Raw genomic sequence first — 20,269 nt, 5'->3', positions numbered from 1 at the left:
ATACTGAACGTAATATATATGACAACTGAAGTTCAATCGAGGAGGGAATTTACATGACACTCATGCTCACTGGTTATTCCACAACCCAAGACAACCCGTGGAGAGAGCTATCTTTTGTACCGACAAATGAAAGCGCTAACTTAAAACTGACGGGTGAACAGCACCAACTTGTGGAAGGGTTTGGCGGATGTTTCAACGAGCTTGGTTATATGGCTCTGTCCCACTTAAATGAGGAGCAGCGCCATGAGGTATTTCACTCTCTCTTCCATCCGGAGGGTGAGCACAAGTTTAACATCTGTCGCCTGCCGATCGGCGCAAGTGATTATGCAGAACAGTGGTACAGCCACAATGAAGTGGATGGCGACGTGGCCATGGAACATTTTTCGATCAAACGTGATTTCAAATATCTGATTCCTTACATCAAGGAAGCTCTGACTTATAACCCGAATCTGCAATTCTTCGCCTCGCCATGGAGTCCACCAACGTGGATGAAGTCGCCGAAAGCCTATAACTATGGGACACTGCGCTGGGAGAAAGATATTCTGGAGGCCTACGCCCTGTATTTTGTAAAATTTGTACAGGCCTACCGTGAAGCAGGCATTACGATCCATCAGGTGCATGTACAGAACGAAGTGATTGCAGATCAGAAATTCCCATCTTGCATGTGGACAGGCGAGCAGCTTCGTGAGTTTATCGCCGATTATCTGGGCCCGGCTTTTGACAAACACGGTCTGGATACGGAGATCTGGCTGGGAACGATCAACGCACCTGATCCATGGGAAGAATTAATCAAGAAAAAAACAAATGACTTCGATGAGTATGCCGGGCTTGTCCTGAGTGATCCAAAGGCCTATTCCTATATCAAAGGTGTTGGGTATCAATGGGCAGGCAAAAATGCCATTCAACGTACCTCGGCCAGTTATCCGGAGCTGCGTTATATGCAGACCGAGAACGAATGCGGTGATGGCAACAACTCATGGAACTATGCCAAATATGTATATAACCTCTACCAGCACTACTTCAGCAACGGAGTGAACGCGTACATCTACTGGAACATGGTTCTGGAACCCAAAGGCCGCAGCACATGGGGCTGGGAGCAGAATTCCATGATTACGATAGATCCCGACAATAAGGAGGTTACTCGGAACCCTGAGTATTATGTGATGAAACACTTCGCTCATCATATTGTTCCTGGTGCTCGAAGAGTCGGCTTGTCTGGCGCCTGGAGCGGTAAATCCGTTGCTTTCCGCAACCCGGATAACAGTCTCATCATTGTCATTAATAATCCATTCCAAGACCGTCGAAATCTGTATCTGACCATCGAGGAAGGACAGACCCTACACATGGAGCTGGAAGCCGATTCATTCAACAGCATGGTTATTCAACCGAAATAACAACTTAACACATCGTTAAAAGAATAGAGATCAATAGCGTCAGGCTCAGGAATTCCTTGAGCCGGCGCTATTTTTCATGGACCAGACCGTGCTTATTTTCACCATTATTACTCCTGTAGAACACAAGCCGAAGACGACTTAAAGATATGACGTTTCACCTTTTATATTTACAAATCTATAAATCTAGATATAATGTAATCCAGAGAACTTACTCTCATGTCCATCTTATTATAGGAGGCAAGGCAGGCTCATTTCGACATGATATATCTACTTTTCTGTATATTTAAATTTATTGGAGGTACGCTTTGCATGAAATCACAACAGGTCAATCCACTCCTTATCTTGATGCTGGCACTCGGGGTATTCGGAATTATTACAACAGAAATGGGAATCGTGGGGGTACTGCCTCAGGTTGCGCATAAATTCGGTATCTCGGCTGCACAGGCAGGTTGGCTGGTCAGTATATTTGCGCTGGTTGTAGCCATAGCAGGCCCTTTTCTCACCTTACTGGCATCCGGGATGAATCGCAAAATTATCCTTTTAGCCGCTGTGCTGATGTTTGCCATTTCAAACGTCGTCTATGCCTACGCCACAACATTTGATACCATGCTTATCTTCCGTATCATTCCCGCGTTATTCCATCCCGTCTTCTTTTCCGTAGCCCTCGTCACCAGTGCCCAACTTGTTCCGGCAGAGAAAAGCAGTCAGGCCGTCGCCAAAGTATTCACTGGAGTTACAGCGGGCTTTGCCTTTGGCGTGCCACTCACATCGTATCTTGCTGAACGCCTATCCCTCGAAATCGCCTTCCTGTTTGGAGCGATGGTCAGTGTGGTCGCTTTGATCGGCATATGGATCTGGTTACCCTCGATGCCCGTGAAGGAAAAGATGTCCTATGGCAAGCAGCTCGGTATTCTGCGCAAACCTGGATTATGGCTGAATGTTGCCGCAGTCATTTTTATATTCGCCGCCATGTTTTCCGTGTACAGCTATTTCGCCGAGTATCTTGGACAGGTCACTCACATGAGCGGATCATGGATCAGCGTCATGCTGACCGTCTTTGGTGTCGTCATGATTATCGGAAATTTGGGGTTTGGACAGTTTCTGCGTAAGAGTGTGGTCCGAACTGTCCTCATCTTCCCCCTGCTGTATGTAGCAGCTTACGCACTCGTCTATTGGGCCGGTCCTCACTTCATGTGGATGGTTATTGTAGTCATCCTCTGGGCATCCGTGCATTCAGGAGGATTAATTGTAAGCCAAACCTGGTTAACCGCTGAAGCGCAGGACGCGCCTGAATTCGGCAACAGCTTGTATGTATCCTTTTCCAACCTTGGTATTACCTTGGGTACTGCCATCGGCGGCTGGTTCATCGCGAACCTGGGAATACATCAATTGATCTGGAGCGGAATGATCTTTGCGCTGATCGCTTTTGTCTTGATTTGGATTAAAATCAAATGTTTCCCTGCACCATAAATTGCCGAACACTGTTGAGACAAAGCATTAACACAAATAGCGCCATATTCCCATGCTCAACATGTGGAACAGGCGCTATATGGTGTTATATAATCAACCAATTTACATAGAAGATCAGACTCGTCCAAACGCGAGCTTAAGGATTGTTCGCCAAGTAATTTCTCAGCCATTGCATAGCCGGACGTTCTGTTCCATTGCTGTTGACCAAGTGGGAGCCAGCCTGCCAGGTTTGATTCTGGTTGTAACCCCACAGCGTCACACCTTTAACAGCAGAGTGTTTCCACAGCACAGGGAATTTCTGCTGATAACGTTGCAATTGTGTATTATCGTCACCTGTCATATCCAGCTCGGATACATAGATTGGCAACCCTGTCGCTGCAAGCTTGTTCAATACCGTGTTCATCGTGCTCACAGAAACGTTGTCCATATTGAAGTAATGCGCCTGGATTCCAATACCATCAACTAGACCTCTGTTTTTCAAAAGGTTGATAATCTGGATATATTGGTCCGCTTTAGCGGGATCACCGATAATACCATATTCATTAATTAACAGTTTGGAGTTAGGGAAGGCTTGTCTCGCCTGTTGGAATGACCAGATAACCCAATCCCAACCCGTTGCCCCATCTCCACCAATGGCATTGCGATAGGATGGTTTCGCATGCAGAGGTTCATTCACCACATCAACGAAGGCAGACTTCGAATACCGCTGTCCTGCGGCTTTAATCCATTGTGTCACTTCAGCCTTCTGATCTGCGGCTGAGAGACTGTTAATCCAATTTGGCTGTTGATTTCCCCATACGAGCGTATGGAATTTGAACGGAAATCCGTTGTTGTTAGCATAGTTGTAGGCCATGTCCGCCTGGCCCCAATTCATTACGTTGCGTGTGCCTTCAACAGCATCCCACTTGGTAGAGTTCTCCGGAGTTACCTGATTCCAATATGGGCTAAAATTCGAAGGAACCTGGTTGGCAATAATATTGCCCAGAAATTTGCTACCTTTCGCCAAACCAGCACTCACACTACCAACCGCAACAGAAGCAGCGAGAATCCCTACCAATGCCAATGAGCCGACTGTTTTGAACCACTTAGACTTAATCAATGATTTTCCTCCTTAGTATTCATTTTTTGTTAAGCGCTTACAAACATCATTTTACTGGATAATTTTGGTTTTTAACACCTGTCAAATTATAGTATTTTATTGTAAAGAAAATAGAATTAAATGCTTTTTCTGAAGTTATTTATAGATTCACTCTCTTAAATCCAACATAACTCTTACATTGGAGTTTACATTCACCGCATGTTTATCTAGTATGAAATGATACATATCTTTACAGACACTAGATAACAAGGGAGATTACAACATGCGCAAAATTTCAACAAAACGTTTCGCCGGATGGCCTTTATCATTCCTCTTATGTGCCTCCATTTTGTTTGTCCCTTTTGCTTCCACTCCGGTTCAGGCTGCTGAGGCAGACAAGGAGACCAAGATCACGTTGCTGGGTACATCGGATATACATGGTCGATTTATGCCGTGGGACTATGCTCTGGACGGTCCAAATCCAACTGGTAGCATGACACAGCTCTACACCATTGTGAAAAAAGTCCGTGCGGAGAATCCCAACACGATCCTGCTGGATGCAGGCGACATGATTCAGGATAACTCAGCTGAGTTGTTTAATGATCAACCTCAATCTCCCATGATGGTTGCAATGAACGAGATGAAATATGACGCATGGGTTATGGGTAACCATGAGTTTAACTTTGGACTGGACGTACTGGAGAAGATCTCTTCCCAATTCAATGGACAACCTCTCGTGGGTAATATTTTCAAAGAAAACGGCGACCGCTACATGCCTGCCTATACGATTATCGAGAAAGACGGAATCAAAGTGGGTGTTATCGGAATGAACACACCTATGATTACCGAGTTTGAGAAAGGGACGGATCACCTGGACGGTATCATCGTCAAAGATCCTGTGGAAGAGACCAAAAAGGCCATTGCTGAGCTGAAAGGCAAAGTCGATGTCATGGTTGGACTCATGCATATGGGATTGGATAACGAGAACGGAAATCAGGGCACCGGAGTGACAGATATCGCCAACGCCAACCCGGAGCTGGCTGCCATTTTTGCCGGACACATGCATACCTTGATTGAATCCCAAACGGTTAACGGTGTATTGATCTCCGAACCGAATAAATATGGCTCACATATCTCTCGAATTGACCTTACATTTGAAAAAGACGGCGACAAAGTTGTGCTGAAAAGCAAGGAAGCTCAAGCTCTCGCTGTGAAAGCAGCAGACGGAACATATGAAGTCTCCGATCCTGCGCTGGAAGAGACTTTGCACCCATTCCACGAGTTCGCTCGTGCCGATGCCAACATTGAAGTGGCTGAACTGAAAGGAACAAACCTGGTGCCTGCCGATGAGATTAAGGGTATTCCTACGGTGCAGATCCAGGAAACACCTTTGTCTGACTTTTTCACCGAAGTGATGTTGCATTACAGTGATGCCGATGTGGTCGCGCACCAGATTGATAACGACAAGGCCAAGCTGGATATAGGCCCGATCAAGAAAAAGGATATTGCATTCAACTACCAATACACCTTTGGTGAAGTGACCGTATATGAAGTGACCGGACGCGATCTGATGGATTATATGGAGTGGTCTGCGGGGTACTTCAACTCCACTCGCCCGGGTGATGTGACCGTCAGCTTTGATCCGAAACGACGTGCTTCCAAATACAGCACCGATGATTTCTTCGGTGGCGTAACATATGAGATTGACCTGACCAAGCCATACGGCAATCGGATTACAAATCTCAAGTACAGCGATGGGTCAGTGGTCAAAGAAGACGATACGCTGAAGCTCGGTATGAATGCCTACCGGATGGAAGCCCTGATTGCCAAAGGCGGCGCGATGGAAGGACGTAAGTTCAAGCAGCTATGGTCCTCCAAGGACGCTTCGGCATTTGGTGAGATTCAAGGTACAATTCGCAACCTGTCCATCGCCTATCTGAAAGATGTCATGAAAGGTGTCTACGAACCGAAGATTCAACACAACTGGAAAATCACTGGCGTAGACCTGACTGCACCGGAGCGTGCAGATGTAGTGGAGTTAATTAACGATGGCATTATGTCTGTGCCAACAACAGAAGATGGCAAGTACACCAACATTGCCTCCATTAACATTTTGGATGCAGTGACTCAAGAAGAGATCGATACGCTATCTGCCAAAGCAGGTGTGAGTGCAGCACAATTCGCAGGCGTGAAAACCAAGGGAGCGTTCTATCAACAGCTGAACAAAGCTCGCAAAGCGGCAGGCAATGGTGAGGGAGCAACTACTCCTGAGAAACCTACGACACCAACAGTACCAAAACCAACTCCAGGCACATCGAAACCTGGTAAACCATCAACACCAAGCACGGGTAAGCCGGATACCGCCAACAAAGGCAAACAAGCCAAGGTTACTGCGGCTTACCTGAACGTACGTGCTGGCGCTTCATCCAAAGCGAAGGTCGTTGCTGCCGTTCCAAAGGGCACTGTGCTTGAGGTGATCAGTACATACAAGTATGGATGGGTAAAAGTGAAGCTGGATGGACGTGTAGCATTTGTATACGGGAAATATGTGAGTATTTTGAAATAGACACAATCGTTACGCGCCACGCTTAACGAAAAAGAAAAAGGGCGATCCCTCCCATGGTTATCATGGAAGGGATCGCCCTTTGCTAGGTTAACAAACGGTTAGGAGTATCGCTGTAAGTGCCCTACGGGAATGAAGTCATTTAGCCTTTTGGCAGGTTCTTGATTTTATCCATAAAAGCGTCCAGCTGTATGCCATTCGTTTGTTCCGTAAAATCAAGCAATTCCTCCGATTCACCCTCGTAGGCGGCAAGTACGTAGTCATCATCGACAATATAGTAAGTGCCGTAGCGGGTAAACGAATATCCACCCACCTGCTCCCCGGTCGTCCCCTTTTTGACTACAGCGATAATCTTCATACCCGGTTTAAGTTCTGGCTCCACACCTGCGAAGTCAGCGTTGTAAAACAAAAAAGTGTCATCGGCTACATCATCACCTGTTACCACTTCATGTACCTTCACCTGATAAGAGATGAATTCAGGTTGGTAGGGTGTGATTCCATTAGCCCTATCCTTATCAGCCATCTTTCGCTCAGGCGTGCCCGGCTCAGTAGTCAACTCCACACGGAAACTCGGCAAAACGTTCATAACCTCTGCCACAACGACCCCATCCCCATATGTCATGATCTCTCTGAAACTTACTTCTCTGATATTGATCATCACCGGGGTGTCAGTAGATAGCGGGTATTCCTTCCTCAATTCTTCCATCCGCTCTGGCGACAGCCTGTTTCCTGCGCCTTCATGTGAGTTGGGAAAAGGGGCCGAGCAACCGGCTAAACTAACCGTCAGTACAATGCTTATTAACCATCGCGTCTTACCCTCTCGTGCCACATATCCACCTCCCCTCATTCGACATACTTAGATTTACACCTTCACTGGAGCACCTAATCCCGCCTCACATCCCAGTTTGCCAGCATGCCTCTCGCCATTTCCATCGTCGACTCTTCCCCTGTGGTTAGAGCAAATTTGGCAACCAGTGCCGGGTAAGCAGCCCATTGTTCCCGAATATGCTCAAACATCTGAGGCCATGTCCTTCCCCCTGCCTTCTCGTATCGCTTCAGCAGATCGCGCAGTCCATCATCTTGGAAAAGTCCATAAAGGATTACAAAATCCTTACCCGGATCAGCGATCTCCGCTTCCGTCCAGTCGATGAGTCCGGTTACCCGCTGTGTATCATCGACAATGATATGCGGTGGGTGCAGATCACCGTGATTAAACGTCGAGTGCTTCGGCCAATAGCTACCTACAGACAGCCACACCGTCCAGCGTTCCGCCAGTTGGTCCGGTACCGTAAAATTCTTTTTAATCTCCTCTATATTTGCCGCAAACTCTTTGCGAGCTTCCATAGGTGTCTTGATCCGCACTCCACCTTTCTTCGCCTTGTCGGGATCGATGTTATGCAGCGTGGCGAGAGTCGTAGCCAGTGAATCCAGGAATGTATCCGATAAGCTCTCCTGAGGGAATCGCCACACATACCCTCCCCCTGCGGGATCCACAACTGCGATCGGATCACCATCAAGCAAAGGATAAGCTATCAACTCTGGCGTGAAGATCCTCCAATCCGGTACTTGTGCGGGTATATTTCCTCGGACCACATCCAGCACCTTGCGCTCATTCTCGGCTCGCTCCCACACGTCTTCGCGTCGCGGCTGACGCAGAACCCATCTGCGGCCTTCTTCATCCGTGGCAAATGCTACACGAAAATCCATACCCGACTCGTTGATGTCCAAGGATTCCTCAACGATAAGAAGTCCGTTCTGTTTTGCTAAAGATAATAGTTCCTTTTGAATTGCCAAATTTTCATTCAAGTTTGGTTTTGTCATATCAGGTACTCCCCTTTTCCTGGATAAAATAAAAAACACAGACATGTTCGCCTGTGCAGTTCATTTCGGATGTTGGCATACCTGAATGCTCACAAATAAATAGTAGTACATCAAAGAACCACTCCAAAGAGTAATTCTTTCATGACTAGTGGCATACGTGTAAAATGGCAAACCGATCCCGATGAACTGCACACAGGCAGAAAACAGCAAGCGTAAACAGACGTTTTTCGCCACACTATCTCAATCGGGAAAAATTTTGCACACGTATCCCTCCGTTCAGTAAGTTACCCATATGCTAACATATTCCAAATCTCAGTTCCAGACTGAATCGAATGATTTAGGTTCTTTTTTATTGATATGCAGGAACTTCGTCGCCTCAGTTAACGTCCATAGTTATAGATGTATTAAAAAGGAGGTGAGCAACTCGATGTCCATTTTACGAAGATTATTCGCATTCCCGTTTATCTTGCTTCTGCTAACGCTCGGATGCGCAGAGAAATCCGAGGAACAGGGGGAAGAGAAGCCACATGTACGAGGAATTATTACGGATTTTGAGGAAGAAAAAGGCCAGGTACTCATCGAGAATAAAGAAGATGGAGGTGTTGATTCAGGACCAATTTGGGTCTCGCTCAGCAAGGACGCCGAACTCATCGTCGGAGGAGAGACTGTCACCGCCTCTTTGGATGGGACACTCGTTGGTCGAAGTGCAGAAGTGTGGATCAATGGAATTATTGCTCAATCTTACCCTCCCCAAACCAAGGCTGTAAAAATGGTCATTCATTAACACCAAGCAAAATACGCCGATACATTTCGTTTCACGTGGAACGTTATGATACACATAGGAATAGCAACGAACGTTGCTCCCTCAAATCAGAAATCATGAAACAATTTACACACTTGAAGCATTTACTCCGTTAGCCTGCCTGCATATAGAGTATAATGAAGAGGTATACGATAAATGTACGGTGCAATGCTTGTATGTAGAGTATTCAAAACTAACGCAAAAGAGGTAAACAATGAGCGAGCAACAATTTAAAGATTATGGACTTGGTGAAGAGATCGTAAAAGCACTGGACAGTCTGGGCTATGAGACACCAACCGAGGTTCAAACTAAAGTTATTCCGGTAGCATTGGAGAATCAGGATCTTGTGGTCAAATCACAGACAGGTAGTGGTAAAACAGCTGCCTACGGCATTCCGCTCTGCGAGCTGGTGGATTGGAATGAGAATAAGCCACAGGCTTTGATTCTTACCCCAACCCGGGAACTGGCTTTGCAGGTTAATGAAGATATTACGAATATCGGGCGCTTTAAGCGTATTAAAGCAACCGCACTATACGGACAGTCCCCTTTTCATATCCAAAAAGCGGAGTTAAAACAAAGAACCCATGTGGCTGTTGGTACGCCAGGTCGGGTGCTGGATCATATCGAACGTGGCACGCTGCCACTCGAACGAATCGCTTATCTTGTCATTGACGAGGCCGATGAGATGCTGAATATGGGCTTTATCGAGACGGTACAATCCATCATTCAGAAACTGCCGCAGGAGCGAGTAACGATGTTGTTCTCCGCTACGTTCCCTGAAGATGTAGCCAAGCTGTCACGCAAATACATGAACAAACCGGTGGAGATCGAGATCAAGGCAAGTGGACTGACAACTGCCACCATCGAACATGCTGTGATTCATGTGCCAGAGGTGAACAAAACCGCGCTACTTCAGGACTTGTTCATTGTGGAAAATCCGGATAGCTGCATTGTGTTCTGCCGTACGCAGGAAAATGTGGATAAACTGTTCCGGGTCATGGCTGACCTTGACTACCCAGCAGATCGTATCCATGGTGGTATGGAGCAGGATGAGCGGATCGAAGTAATGAACGCATTCCGACGGGGACAATTCCGTTATCTGATCGCGACAGATGTAGCCGCACGTGGTATTGATATCACGAATATTACACATGTCATCAACTACGATATTCCTTTGGAAAAAGAGGGATATGTTCACCGTACAGGCCGTACGGGGCGCGCAGGCAAAACAGGTAAAGCCATTACGTTGATTACACCGAAAGATGGCAGACGTCTGGCGGAGATTGAATCCTATATTGGATTCGAAATCCCTGTCGTGAAAGCACCTTCCGAGGAAGCTGTAGATCGCCGCAGAGAAGATTTTGAGAAACGATTGAAGATCGTTCCTGAACGTAAAAAGGATAAGCGTGAACAGCTGAACCAACAGATCATGAAGCTGAACTTCAACGGAGGCAAGAAGAAGAAACTTCGTGCCGTTGACTTTGTCGGTACCATCGCCAAGCTTGAAGGGGTAACCGCAGACGACATCGGGATCATTACAATTCTGGATAATGTGACGGATGTAGAGATTCTGAACGGTAAAGGCCCTCTCGTACTGGAGCTCATGCAGAATACAACGATCAAAAAGATGCAGCTCAAGGTTCGCAAAGGTCATAAATAGTTTGGTAAATGTCGCACTGCCTTCCTAAACGCTTTAAACAAGACAAGCAGACCTGCTAACATGAAGTTATGAAAGGGTCTGCTTGTCGTTATTAGATTGTATTTATTGCAATAAAGAATCATTCGAGTTTACCTATCAACCGATACGTTGGAACGCTTACAAGTAGGGCAAAATGACTGACGGCGGAAAGTCCATGGTATTATTAGAAGAAGTCAAATCGTATATGAATGATCGGTACATTAGTGTAATGAAGCTCTCTAAGGTTGAAGAGCTTTTCTTTTTGTCTTCAGATGATAATGGGGGGAGAACATGAATAAAAAGAAAGATATTTTAAATGCTTGGATTACAATAGAGCAGCTATCCGAAGGATCTATTAAGAAAGAAAAACCGCTAAAGCTCTTACATACCATGGAAGAAGACTGGAATACGTTTTTTACAGACTTTTTAATTAAACAAAAAGAACAACAAAATGTAGAAGATAAGATCTATAAAAATTCGGGTTTAGTATTATATTTTGATATTTTCGAATTTGAAGAGGTTGTTGAAATATTGAGGGAGAAGCACAAGATCGAAAAAACCCACGAAGAAGTTAGTAAATCTGACAAATTCACCTTCGCTATATATTTTGATAACCAATTAGAATTTATAGCAGACAAATTATTCTTTACCATGAGCGGTTATATCCGCCAATATGGTGATTTACCAGAAGATTTTTCGAAATTTGAAAACTCATTTAGAGAAGATTTGAACAGTAAATTTGAAGATGGATTTAACAGTGCCATTTCTGAACTTTTGCAAAAGTATAATGTTTCCACTAATAATTTTCGCTATGCATTTGTGAAAAACTTAGATAATGGAGAAGTAAATTTACATTCGTTTTTTATTGAAGATCTGAATAAAGCAAAGGTAATCACTACTAAAAATTTAGATCGTTATTTTAATGGCTTTTCGGGATTCAGGCAGAATTTAGATGGAAATAAAAAGTCAATTCATTTTAACTCACAAATTTTTGAGACAAACAGTTTACAACCTAAATATTACCCGTTAGGACGTTTTCCAAGTAACCCTGCTTTTGCACTCTCATTCATGCAACAGGTTGCGGTGAATCTAGCATTACACGATAAAAATGAGATTCGTAGTGTCAATGGTCCTCCAGGAACAGGGAAAACAACTCTGTTAAAAGATATTTTCGCTGATTTGGTGGTTCAACAGGCAGTGGAAATGGTGCAACTTTCTGATAAAACGATAAAAAGAAGTTTAGTTTATTGGCAAAGTGCTAAAATTGGTATTTTACCATCCTCCATTTCAGATAAAAATATTGTTGTTGCAAGTTCAAATAATGGGGCAGTCCAAAACATTGTTAAGGAGTTACCAAAGAAAGAAACGATTGCTGACGATTTTCAAAAGCAATTGGATGAAGCAGATTATTTCAAAGATATATCTAATTCTAAACTAACCGGTGAAGGTTTCGGAAAAAATCGTGAGATTAAAAGGGAGACTTTAAACGAGGAGAATTGGGGTGTGTTCTCGTTAGAGGGTGGCGCGTCAACAAATGTGAACAAGCTACTTTTAAGCATAGAAGCAATTGAAAAAGATCTAGAAGATAATTATCAATCCAGTACAGGTGAAGGTGTATATCAAGAATTCTCCCGTCTCTATAAGGAATTGAAAATTGAAAGAGAAAAAATGCAGGAATATAGCGAGAAAATACATTCACTTCAAAAATTAAAAACCAAGCATACCGAGCAAAATATTGCTTTTGAACAAGAAGAAAAAAAGAAACGTACAAGTCTAATCACACAAGAAGCAGAAGCGACGCGTGAATTTGAAAGACTGAGACAAGAAAGTTTAAATCTTCAAGATGATATATCGAATGCTTCTATTGAGATAGAAAACCTAATCGATCCACAAGCTCAAGCTAAAAGAAATTATGATGTAGTCACTTCACAAACACCACGCCCTTTGTGGTTTCATAAAATATTTAATCGACCCAAAGTTGAGCAGTACTTCAAAAAACTGAATGATGCGAATGATCATTTAAATGATCTATCTAAACAAAAAACGAAATGGTTAAATGAGCGCATCCAACTCGAAAATAGATTAAAAGAAACTGCTACAAAAAGTGAGCATATTCAAAAACAAACCCAGGACACAAAAGCAGACTTCGAACACTGGATGACTACTCAACATAACGCTTTAGAAAAATCGGCACAAGAAATTGCAGTACTGGAAAACCTCAAATCTCAAAGTGGCATTAAGGAACTAGATTTTTCACTATCCTATGATGAACTTCAAAAGTCTAACCCATGGTTTACAATGCAATTTCGTAAATTACAATCAGAGTTGTTTATTTCAGCTTTAAAAGTTAGAAAGCAATTTCTGTATGAAAACAGAAAGAGTTTGAAGGCCGCGAGAATTATCTGGAGCAAACCGTCTGAATACATTGGAAAAGAGAACGGACTTCAGTTAATTTCGGAATCATGGCAATGGTTGAATTTGGCTATCCCTGTTATCAGCACGACTTTTGCCAGTTTTGGGAGAATGTTTAAAAATCTTAATGAAAACTCAATAGGCAATCTATTCATAGACGAGGCTGGTCAAGCACTACCACAAGCTAGTGTTGGCGCAATTTATAGAAGCAAAAAGGTTATGGTGGTCGGCGATCCATCACAAATACAACCAGTAATGACGTTAGATTCAAATGTGCTGACCTTGATCGGAAGAATTTACAGAGTTGATGAAAAATTTGTCTCTGCTGATGCTTCTACTCAAACCATTGTAGATGCCACAAGTCAGTATGGTTTTCAAAAAAATGAGGATGAATGGATTGGTATACCTCTTTGGGTGCACAGACGTTCGGACTATCCGATGTTTACGATTTCAAATAAAATATCGTATGACGAATTGATGGTACAAGGTAAATCAGAAGATGAGTCACAAGGTAAATCACGATGGTATGACTCAACGGGGAAAGCAAATGATAAATTTGTTAAAGAACAAGCTGATTTACTGAAAAGTCTAATTGATAAACGTTTGCAAGATGACCCGAATTTAGCGGATGAAATTTATGTTATCACCCCATTTAGCAATGTGGCTAATAAACTTGTACAAGTATTAGATGGAATTAACTTCACAAAACGAGAAAATGGAAAAACAACGAATATTGGAACTGTTCATACTTTTCAAGGGAAAGAGGCCAAGATTGTCTACTTTGTTCTTGGGGCTGACTCTGATAGCAGTGGGGCGGCAAAATGGGCTGTCTCTGTTCCAAATATGATGAATGTTGCAGCTACACGAGCAAAAAAAGAATTTTATATTATTGGCGATAAGAAATTGTATGCCTCCCTCGGTAGTGAAGTAGCAAATAAAACGATTTCAATTATTGACGACTATAACAATGTTGTGGTCTGAAATGATCCTACGCTGTACCAAAAGTGACAGTATTTTTGCGGAACAGGGGTTTCCTTGAGTTACTTTCTATGAAAATGCCTGATGGAAGAAGTGCCTCACTCTGCCTAATAATTATTGAGTATGTATTGATTTAATGGCACTATTAAAGAGTCTATTTATATTAAGAACTGTTATAGAATGGAGTGGTTTAAATGAATCAGTTTCTTCAAATGGGAGCAAACACAACCCTGAGTGCTGCAAAAGGTAGCGTTATAATTAGCCATGAAATTTCTAATTTAATAGATATTTCTTTAACAGCATTCCTTTTAACGGATTCGGATAGAGTACAAGGTGATAGTGGAATCATATTTTATAATCAACCTACAACTTCATCAGGTGTAGCTACCCTCATGCCATCTGAGCTAGTAGGCAATACAAAAGTACATAAAATCAATTTTGATATGAGTAAAGTTCCTGAAGGTATTACCAAAATAGCTATAACCCTTACAGAGGATAACAGCGCTGGATTTTCAAATGTAAAGAATTTAACAGCAGAGATCGATAGCGGAAAGACGATTATTCAGTTAACCCCATCCAGTTTCACCAATGAAAATGGAATTGTCGTATTGGAATTATATTTAAGGAATGGTCAGACAAAAGCAAAAGCAATCTGGCGTGGATTTGATTCCGGGCTTGAAGGGTTATGTAAACTTTACGGTGTTGAGGTTGAAGCGGATGAGCAGAACAAGCTTTCTGAACCCCAGACTACTCCAAACTCAACAACAACAGAACCTGATCCGGCTGTAACAGTTCCTGAAAATAAGAATAGTAACCAAACCTTATCGTCGATAAACCTCGAAAAGGTAAAGGGAAATATCAATCTGGTTAAAGGGCAGAAATCGGTTATCATTGATAAAACACCGGAAATTACAGCGACTGTATCTTGGCAGACTGGGACAGATTATGATATATACGCTTTAGTCTACACAAAGAATGGTGAGCAGATCGATGTAGCAATGTTTGGAGCGGCAGGAACCCCACCCCTCAAAAGTTATGGTAAAGGGATAGTTGAACATATGGGTGATGTTGGAAGAAGCAGCCAATCAACGAAGACAGAAGTTATTAAACTAAGGTTAAACGATGATATTCTTGCAGTTGTTCCTGTGGTTTATTCAGCTCAGTCCAATGGATCAGGCTCATTCTACAGATACAAGGTGTCCATGAGTATAGATAATCTGAATGGAACCTCCGTTACAATATCCGCTAAGAATGCAAATAATAACGATCGGATTTATACCTGTGTGCCCGGAATTCTTCATAATACACCAGATGGAGTAATTATTAGCCCACTGGAGCTTTACAGTAAACCGGATTCAGAGTTTAGACCTAAGCTCAAGATGGGATCTTCAAAGATGGTAGAAGTTGAAATGGATACAGGCCCCCTAAATAATTATAAATAGTTTATCTGGAGATACAGATTAGTAACAGTAGACTCACCCTAAAATGAAGACAGCCGCAGATTATGACTTGAAGTAAAGTCTTAGACCGCGGCTGTTTTAGGTACTAAAAACCAGTCTTTTTGAACACACAATCTTACTGTCCGACTTACCTCTTCTTTTTCCGCACTGTACCGCCTTCCACCGTATACCGAAATAACGCATCCTCGGCGCCCCCGATATCATCTGTAACTTGAAATGTCGCTGCATCTCCCGACTTATAAACCCCACCCGTCACAAAGCTGAACACTACACGGTCGTCTTTGCCCCAATATTGATTCAGCATGACAAATGTACTTCCGTTGACACCCTTTACCGTACGGTTGCCATTGGCATTATATAGACCATTCTGATCCGTGGCCCAACTCTGGGGATCGGCATCAAATAGATGTGTAAAGCTGGCTCGATCCATATGTTTATTTGGTTTACCCCATAGATACACACGATCGGCATCCACCGCCCAACTACCGGAAGGTGTTATTAACTCAAACGTTGCTGCGTCTGCCCCCTTGATCATCTGAAGCACATCGTCCGGATGACCGAAAGGGTGACTTGTCCGAACAACCTCGGCACGATACACATGTTGCTGATCCTTGGAAAGTCCAAGATGCTCCGTCCCGGCATAAGCTTCAAAATGCTGAGCGTCAGCTCCATCCGCACGGTAACCATTGTAATACACATGTTTGCCATCACGACCAAAGGGTCCACCTAGTGACTGGAACGTATCCGGGTCTGCTCCTTTTACAGTACGCCACTGAAAATAAACACGTTCCCGGTCCCGTGCAAACTGCTCGTCCAACGGTTCAAAGGTAGACACGTCCGCTCCACGAACAAGGTTTAATACGGCTTTTGCTTCTTGACGATACGTACCGCCCCATTCGGTTCTATAAAAAATAGACGACGCCGTCTCAACCCAGTTCCCTGTGATCTGCGTAGCGCCCTTTGCACTGTGGGCATAATGATCATTCCACCAGCCAGGTACGTCGGAATGATGCTCACGCAACCACGCTCTCACCTCATCCTTTTCCCCATTCGCATAACGAAGAGAGCTGGACAGATGGAACAGATGGTCCTTGTCGGTGCAATAGTCGTGATGAGCAATCACAGAGTTCGTATCGATATCCTCAAATTGATGAAAATGCGTGCTACTCTTCACATATAGATAACGTTGGTCCTGAGCAAAGTAGGGCGTATCCGGCAACAGCCGGAAGCTGTTCGGATCGGAGTCAGGCACGGCCTGATCTTCCAGATAGACATACTGAGAGTCGCAGCAGTAATCTTCATCGATCACACGAAAAGCTTCCGTATCCCGACTGAACAAACTCGCCTTATGCTTGCGGGCATTGAACCACCATATTCCCTGACGATCACGCAGGTAGGCGAAGGTCAACCATCCCTTTTGATACGTAGAGATGACTTCAAAATCCTGAGCAGTAATGCCTCCCTTAATCGGAGTGTTAGTTCCATCCTCGTCATTATGCAATTTCACTTGAAGGTCTTCATCTACAATAAACTTGTTCATGACGGTTCGCCCTCCAACCATGATGTGAATTCAGTCTAGCTTTATTTTAACGTGTGTACCTGATCCTCTCTACATCATCGTACTTGATATTTAGGAATATTTCCTCCGCTCTCACCGCTCAGCCACGATGAAATGAAGGTTTGTTCAGCAATGGATGGATTGTTCACTTGAAAAAGAGTCTAGCTAGACTAAAATATAAATGAAAGCGCTACATTTAATTTGATATCTTTCGGGAGGTGTATGTAATGGATAGCAGGAAAGCCGTCTGGTTTCTGGTCTTTGCACTCACGTTCACTCTGTTTGGACTTCATCCTGAACGAACAAACGCAGCAAGTGTCACAATAACCAATGGCACCGATTGGCTCGATACCGCAGGCAACCCCATCCATGCGAACAGCAGCAACATTCTGCAGGTAGGCTCGACGTATTATCTGTACGGTGAACATGCGGTGGGCGGCAGGTTCGACAGTGTGAACGTCTACACCTCCACTGATCTGAAGAACTGGACTTTCAGCAACGCCATCCTGACGAAAGATTCCGCAACTGAGCTGGCCTCCAGCAAGATTGAACGCCCCAAAGTCATCTATAACGCCTCCACCAACCAGTATGTGCTCTGGGCACACTACGAGAACGGTACGGACTACAACCTCGGGCGTGTAGCGGTCGCAACAAGCAATACCCCGAATGGCAAATTCACCTATGAGGGCAGTTTCCGCCCAATGAATTATGAATCTCGTGACATGACCGTCTTTGTTGATACAGATGGCACAGGATATCTGGTTACCGCTTCACGCAAGAATGGCGGAGCCAATGATACGATGGCTATTTTTAAAATGAATGCAAGTTACACCGGAATACAATCCTTCGAGGGATGGCTATTCGAGAATGCCTATCGCGAAGCGCCTGCTGTTGTGAAAAAAGGAAACCGTTACTACCTCTTCACCTCCCAAGCCGCTGGCTGGTATCCGAATCAGGGTGCTTATGCTACAGCCACTTCCATGACGGGTCCATGGACTGCGCTTACGCAATATGGCAATCCATCTGCCTTCGGTTCGCAGATTCATGATATTGCCACGATCACAGGCAGCAACACCACATCCTACATCTACATGGGGGATCGCTGGAATCCGATGAACCTCGGAGAGCACAAGCATATCTGGCTGCCGCTAACCTTGAATGATTCGAACGGAACAGCATCACTGGAGTGGTATAAAACATGGAATATCGACGCAGTAACGGGTGTGGTAACACCGCCTGCTCTCGTCAATCACGCCCAAGGCAAAACAGCTACCGCCAGCTCCACAGCCTCCGGTTCGTCTGCATCCAACGTCAATGATGGCAACTACCAGACTTCATGGGTGGCTTCCTCCAATAGCTGGCCTGCCTGGTGGCAGGTGGACTTCGGCGCACCGAAGACGATCACCGAGATCAACACGTCCTGGTTTATGTATAAAGGTTCTGAAGGGTACTACAAATACAAAATCGAGATTAGCAACGATGGAGTCAATTACTCCACCTTGGATCGCACCAACAATCTTACCTATGGTTTTACGACCGATGCTGTGCATTTCACAGCTCGTTATGTGCGGATTAATATGGTGAACGCCGTCTTGTGGAATAATCCGGGGAACTGGTATACCCCAACTCTGCACGAGGTCAAAATGTTGGGCCCTGCAACACCGGAAGCCACAGGTTACAGCCGGTTCAGTTCACACAACGTTCCGGATCGATACATCCGTCATGCCAATTACATCGCTCGCGTGGATGCCAACGTCTCTCCTGCCCAGGACTCACAATTCCGCGTCGTACTGGGTCTTGCCAGCTCCACGGGAATATCACTGGAGTCCATCAACTTCCCGGGTTACTTCTTGAAGCGTAACACCAGCAACAAAATTGTACTTGAAGCTTATGCCGACACCGCCGCCTACAAAGGAGATGCTACGTTCCTGAGCAGCCCTGGTTGGGCTGACAGCACCAAAGTATCCCTTCAATCGTACAGTCAGCCCGGATATTACATCCGGCATTATGACTACGTGTTACAACTCGATGCCATCAATGCATCCAGCAGCTCAACGGTAAAGAGTGATGCTACGTTTGGGCGAACCAATTTCTAATGAACTAACTGGATGGTAATAGGATGAACTGAACGTTGGACACCAGAATCTACGTCTTAACCAAGAAAGGCCACTTCTTCAGAACAGAATCTTCTGAGAAGCGGCCTTCTTTGGGCTGCGGACGAATCAAAGAGCAGGTGTTTGCCAGATTCACAGACACTTCATGAACTACAGTGAATTATTAATGATGTCTGCGAATGCATCCCTGTTGTACGTATCATCCTGGATGCGCCATTCCCCCTGATCCTGCAAAAAGGTGATATCGCCCGATAACGGAATGGACTTGAACTCCTTGCCGTTCTCGTCTGTAAATTTCAGATCAAGCGTATATTCCACAAGAATCCAGTCGCTCTTGTTATCTTTGATCTTGGTTTGTATATTTTCAGGATGCAGTTTCGCTTGTTCGATGTGTGCAACCTGAAGAGGCAAGACAATATATCGATTTGCCATATAAGCCTCATAATTCCTGGAGGTCAGGAATGGCTTCATCGTGTCTCCTTTGGCCAATAACCCTTCCATCTCTAACGTATCCTCATAGTCCTTGCCATCCACAGTGAGTTCTGTTGTCTTATACTTCAGTGACATTTCGAGCGCTTGTTGCTGCTCCTCCGCAGTCGCCTTCTGGTCCTCCGTATTACTTGGCTGCTCCGTTGCTGGTGGAGTGACGGGTTCAGTGCTTTCCGCTGGTTCAGATGGTGTACATCCCATTAACATGGCGGCGGAAAGAAATAATATCCCCATCACATATGCCAACTTGCGCATAGTTAATCCCTCCCTTTCTCGTCAGTATTACTCTCAATTATCCCTTCAATAGGATATAATGTCCAGTTATTGGGCGCATCTGAACAGACACCCAGTGAATTACATCCAATGGGTGTCATCTTCATCATAGATTGTGTTATAGTCATCGGGAAGTGATTTGGAGGAGATAATGATGATGATCAAAATTACAACTGGAC

General features: G+C 44.4%; 13 protein-coding genes. 8 read left to right on the top strand and 5 right to left on the bottom strand.

All coding sequences use genetic code 11. The features are described from left to right. Nucleotides 1-53 precede the first annotated feature (53 nt). Together QF041_RS21355 and QF041_RS21350 are read left to right on the top strand one after the other, a co-directional pair. Complete coding sequence (locus tag QF041_RS21355; RefSeq protein WP_373461353.1) at nucleotides 54-1,394, top strand: glycoside hydrolase family 30 protein; 1,341 nt, start codon at nucleotides 54-56, stop codon at nucleotides 1,392-1,394. A gap of 309 nt (nucleotides 1,395-1,703) precedes the next feature. Beyond that, nucleotides 1,704-2,864, top strand: a complete 1,161-nt coding sequence (locus QF041_RS21350; protein ID WP_307415574.1) for an MFS transporter — start codon at nucleotides 1,704-1,706, stop codon at nucleotides 2,862-2,864. Nucleotides 2,865-3,000: 136 nt separating this feature from the next. Here the strand turns inward: QF041_RS21350 and QF041_RS21345 are convergent, their stop codons facing one another. Beyond that, entirely contained in the window at nucleotides 3,001-3,963 is a 963-nt protein-coding gene (locus QF041_RS21345; RefSeq protein ID WP_133386336.1) for an endo-1,4-beta-xylanase, read from the bottom strand. A 262-nt stretch (nucleotides 3,964-4,225) separates the two neighbouring features. On the opposite strand from QF041_RS21345, the gene QF041_RS21340 reads away from it, so the two are divergent. Then, a complete protein-coding gene (locus QF041_RS21340) occupies nucleotides 4,226-6,508 on the top strand; it encodes a 5'-nucleotidase C-terminal domain-containing protein (protein WP_307415573.1) in 2,283 nt (760 codons plus the stop codon). Between the two features lie 139 nt (nucleotides 6,509-6,647). Here QF041_RS21340 and QF041_RS21335 read toward each other — a convergent pair whose 3' ends face one another. Further along, nucleotides 6,648-7,334: a hypothetical protein gene (locus QF041_RS21335; protein WP_307415572.1), complete on the bottom strand. Its 687-nt coding sequence runs from the start codon at nucleotides 7,332-7,334 to the stop codon at nucleotides 6,648-6,650. A 53-nt stretch (nucleotides 7,335-7,387) separates the two neighbouring features. Continuing rightward, the gene (locus QF041_RS21330) at nucleotides 7,388-8,326 is read right to left on the bottom strand and encodes a macrolide 2'-phosphotransferase (RefSeq protein WP_307415571.1); all 939 of its coding nucleotides are present in this window, start codon (nucleotides 8,324-8,326) and stop codon (nucleotides 7,388-7,390) included. A 427-nt stretch (nucleotides 8,327-8,753) separates the two neighbouring features. Between QF041_RS21330 and QF041_RS21325 the strand changes: the two genes are divergently transcribed. From QF041_RS21325 to QF041_RS21310, 4 genes are all read left to right on the top strand, one after another. Further along, nucleotides 8,754-9,110: a hypothetical protein gene (locus QF041_RS21325; protein ID WP_307415570.1), complete on the top strand. Its 357-nt coding sequence runs from the start codon at nucleotides 8,754-8,756 to the stop codon at nucleotides 9,108-9,110. Between the two features lie 232 nt (nucleotides 9,111-9,342). Beyond that, nucleotides 9,343-10,788 (top strand): DEAD/DEAH box helicase, encoded by a 1,446-nt coding sequence (locus tag QF041_RS21320; protein ID WP_091035459.1) that lies wholly within the window; start codon nucleotides 9,343-9,345, stop codon nucleotides 10,786-10,788. Between the two features lie 309 nt (nucleotides 10,789-11,097). Then, entirely contained in the window at nucleotides 11,098-14,199 is a 3,102-nt protein-coding gene (locus tag QF041_RS21315; protein ID WP_307415569.1) for an AAA domain-containing protein, read from the top strand. A gap of 191 nt (nucleotides 14,200-14,390) precedes the next feature. Continuing rightward, complete coding sequence (locus tag QF041_RS21310) at nucleotides 14,391-15,638, top strand: TerD family protein (RefSeq protein ID WP_307415568.1); 1,248 nt, start codon at nucleotides 14,391-14,393, stop codon at nucleotides 15,636-15,638. A 145-nt stretch (nucleotides 15,639-15,783) separates the two neighbouring features. Here the strand turns inward: QF041_RS21310 and QF041_RS21305 are convergent, their stop codons facing one another. Continuing rightward, nucleotides 15,784-17,196 (bottom strand): DKNYY domain-containing protein, encoded by a 1,413-nt coding sequence (locus QF041_RS21305; protein WP_307415567.1) that lies wholly within the window; start codon nucleotides 17,194-17,196, stop codon nucleotides 15,784-15,786. A 245-nt stretch (nucleotides 17,197-17,441) separates the two neighbouring features. Between QF041_RS21305 and QF041_RS21300 the strand changes: the two genes are divergently transcribed. After that, nucleotides 17,442-19,310, top strand: a complete 1,869-nt coding sequence (locus tag QF041_RS21300) for an AbfB domain-containing protein (protein WP_307415566.1) — start codon at nucleotides 17,442-17,444, stop codon at nucleotides 19,308-19,310. 168 nt (nucleotides 19,311-19,478) lie between these two features. On the opposite strand, the gene QF041_RS21295 is transcribed toward QF041_RS21300, so the two are convergent. Continuing rightward, entirely contained in the window at nucleotides 19,479-20,072 is a 594-nt protein-coding gene (locus QF041_RS21295; RefSeq protein ID WP_307415565.1) for a hypothetical protein, read from the bottom strand. Between the last annotated feature and the right edge of the window lie 197 nt (nucleotides 20,073-20,269).

The sequence above is a fragment of the Paenibacillus sp. W2I17 genome, assembly GCF_030815985.1.
Taxonomy (GTDB): Bacteria; Bacillota; Bacilli; order Paenibacillales; family Paenibacillaceae; genus Paenibacillus.
The sequence above is the reverse complement of the archived record's forward strand: the minus strand, read 5'-3'. Positions and strand labels throughout refer to the sequence as shown.

Bases quoted from the DNA above. Each gene is read 5' to 3' on its own strand.
- QF041_RS21355 (WP_373461353.1), top strand. From the start codon at position 54: ATGACACTCATGCTCACTGGTTATTCCACAACCCAAGACAACCCGTGG.
- QF041_RS21350 (WP_307415574.1), top strand. From the start codon at position 1,704: ATGAAATCACAACAGGTCAATCCACTCCTTATCTTGATGCTGGCACTC.
- QF041_RS21340 (WP_307415573.1), top strand. From the start codon at position 4,226: ATGCGCAAAATTTCAACAAAACGTTTCGCCGGATGGCCTTTATCATTC.
- QF041_RS21330 (WP_307415571.1), bottom strand. From the start codon at position 8,326: ATGACAAAACCAAACTTGAATGAAAATTTGGCAATTCAAAAGGAACTA.
- QF041_RS21325 (WP_307415570.1), top strand. From the start codon at position 8,754: ATGTCCATTTTACGAAGATTATTCGCATTCCCGTTTATCTTGCTTCTG.
- QF041_RS21320 (WP_091035459.1), top strand. From the start codon at position 9,343: ATGAGCGAGCAACAATTTAAAGATTATGGACTTGGTGAAGAGATCGTA.
- QF041_RS21315 (WP_307415569.1), top strand. From the start codon at position 11,098: ATGAATAAAAAGAAAGATATTTTAAATGCTTGGATTACAATAGAGCAG.
- QF041_RS21310 (WP_307415568.1), top strand. From the start codon at position 14,391: ATGAATCAGTTTCTTCAAATGGGAGCAAACACAACCCTGAGTGCTGCA.
- QF041_RS21305 (WP_307415567.1), bottom strand. From the start codon at position 17,196: ATGAACAAGTTTATTGTAGATGAAGACCTTCAAGTGAAATTGCATAAT.
- QF041_RS21300 (WP_307415566.1), top strand. From the start codon at position 17,442: ATGGATAGCAGGAAAGCCGTCTGGTTTCTGGTCTTTGCACTCACGTTC.
- QF041_RS21295 (WP_307415565.1), bottom strand. From the start codon at position 20,072: ATGCGCAAGTTGGCATATGTGATGGGGATATTATTTCTTTCCGCCGCC.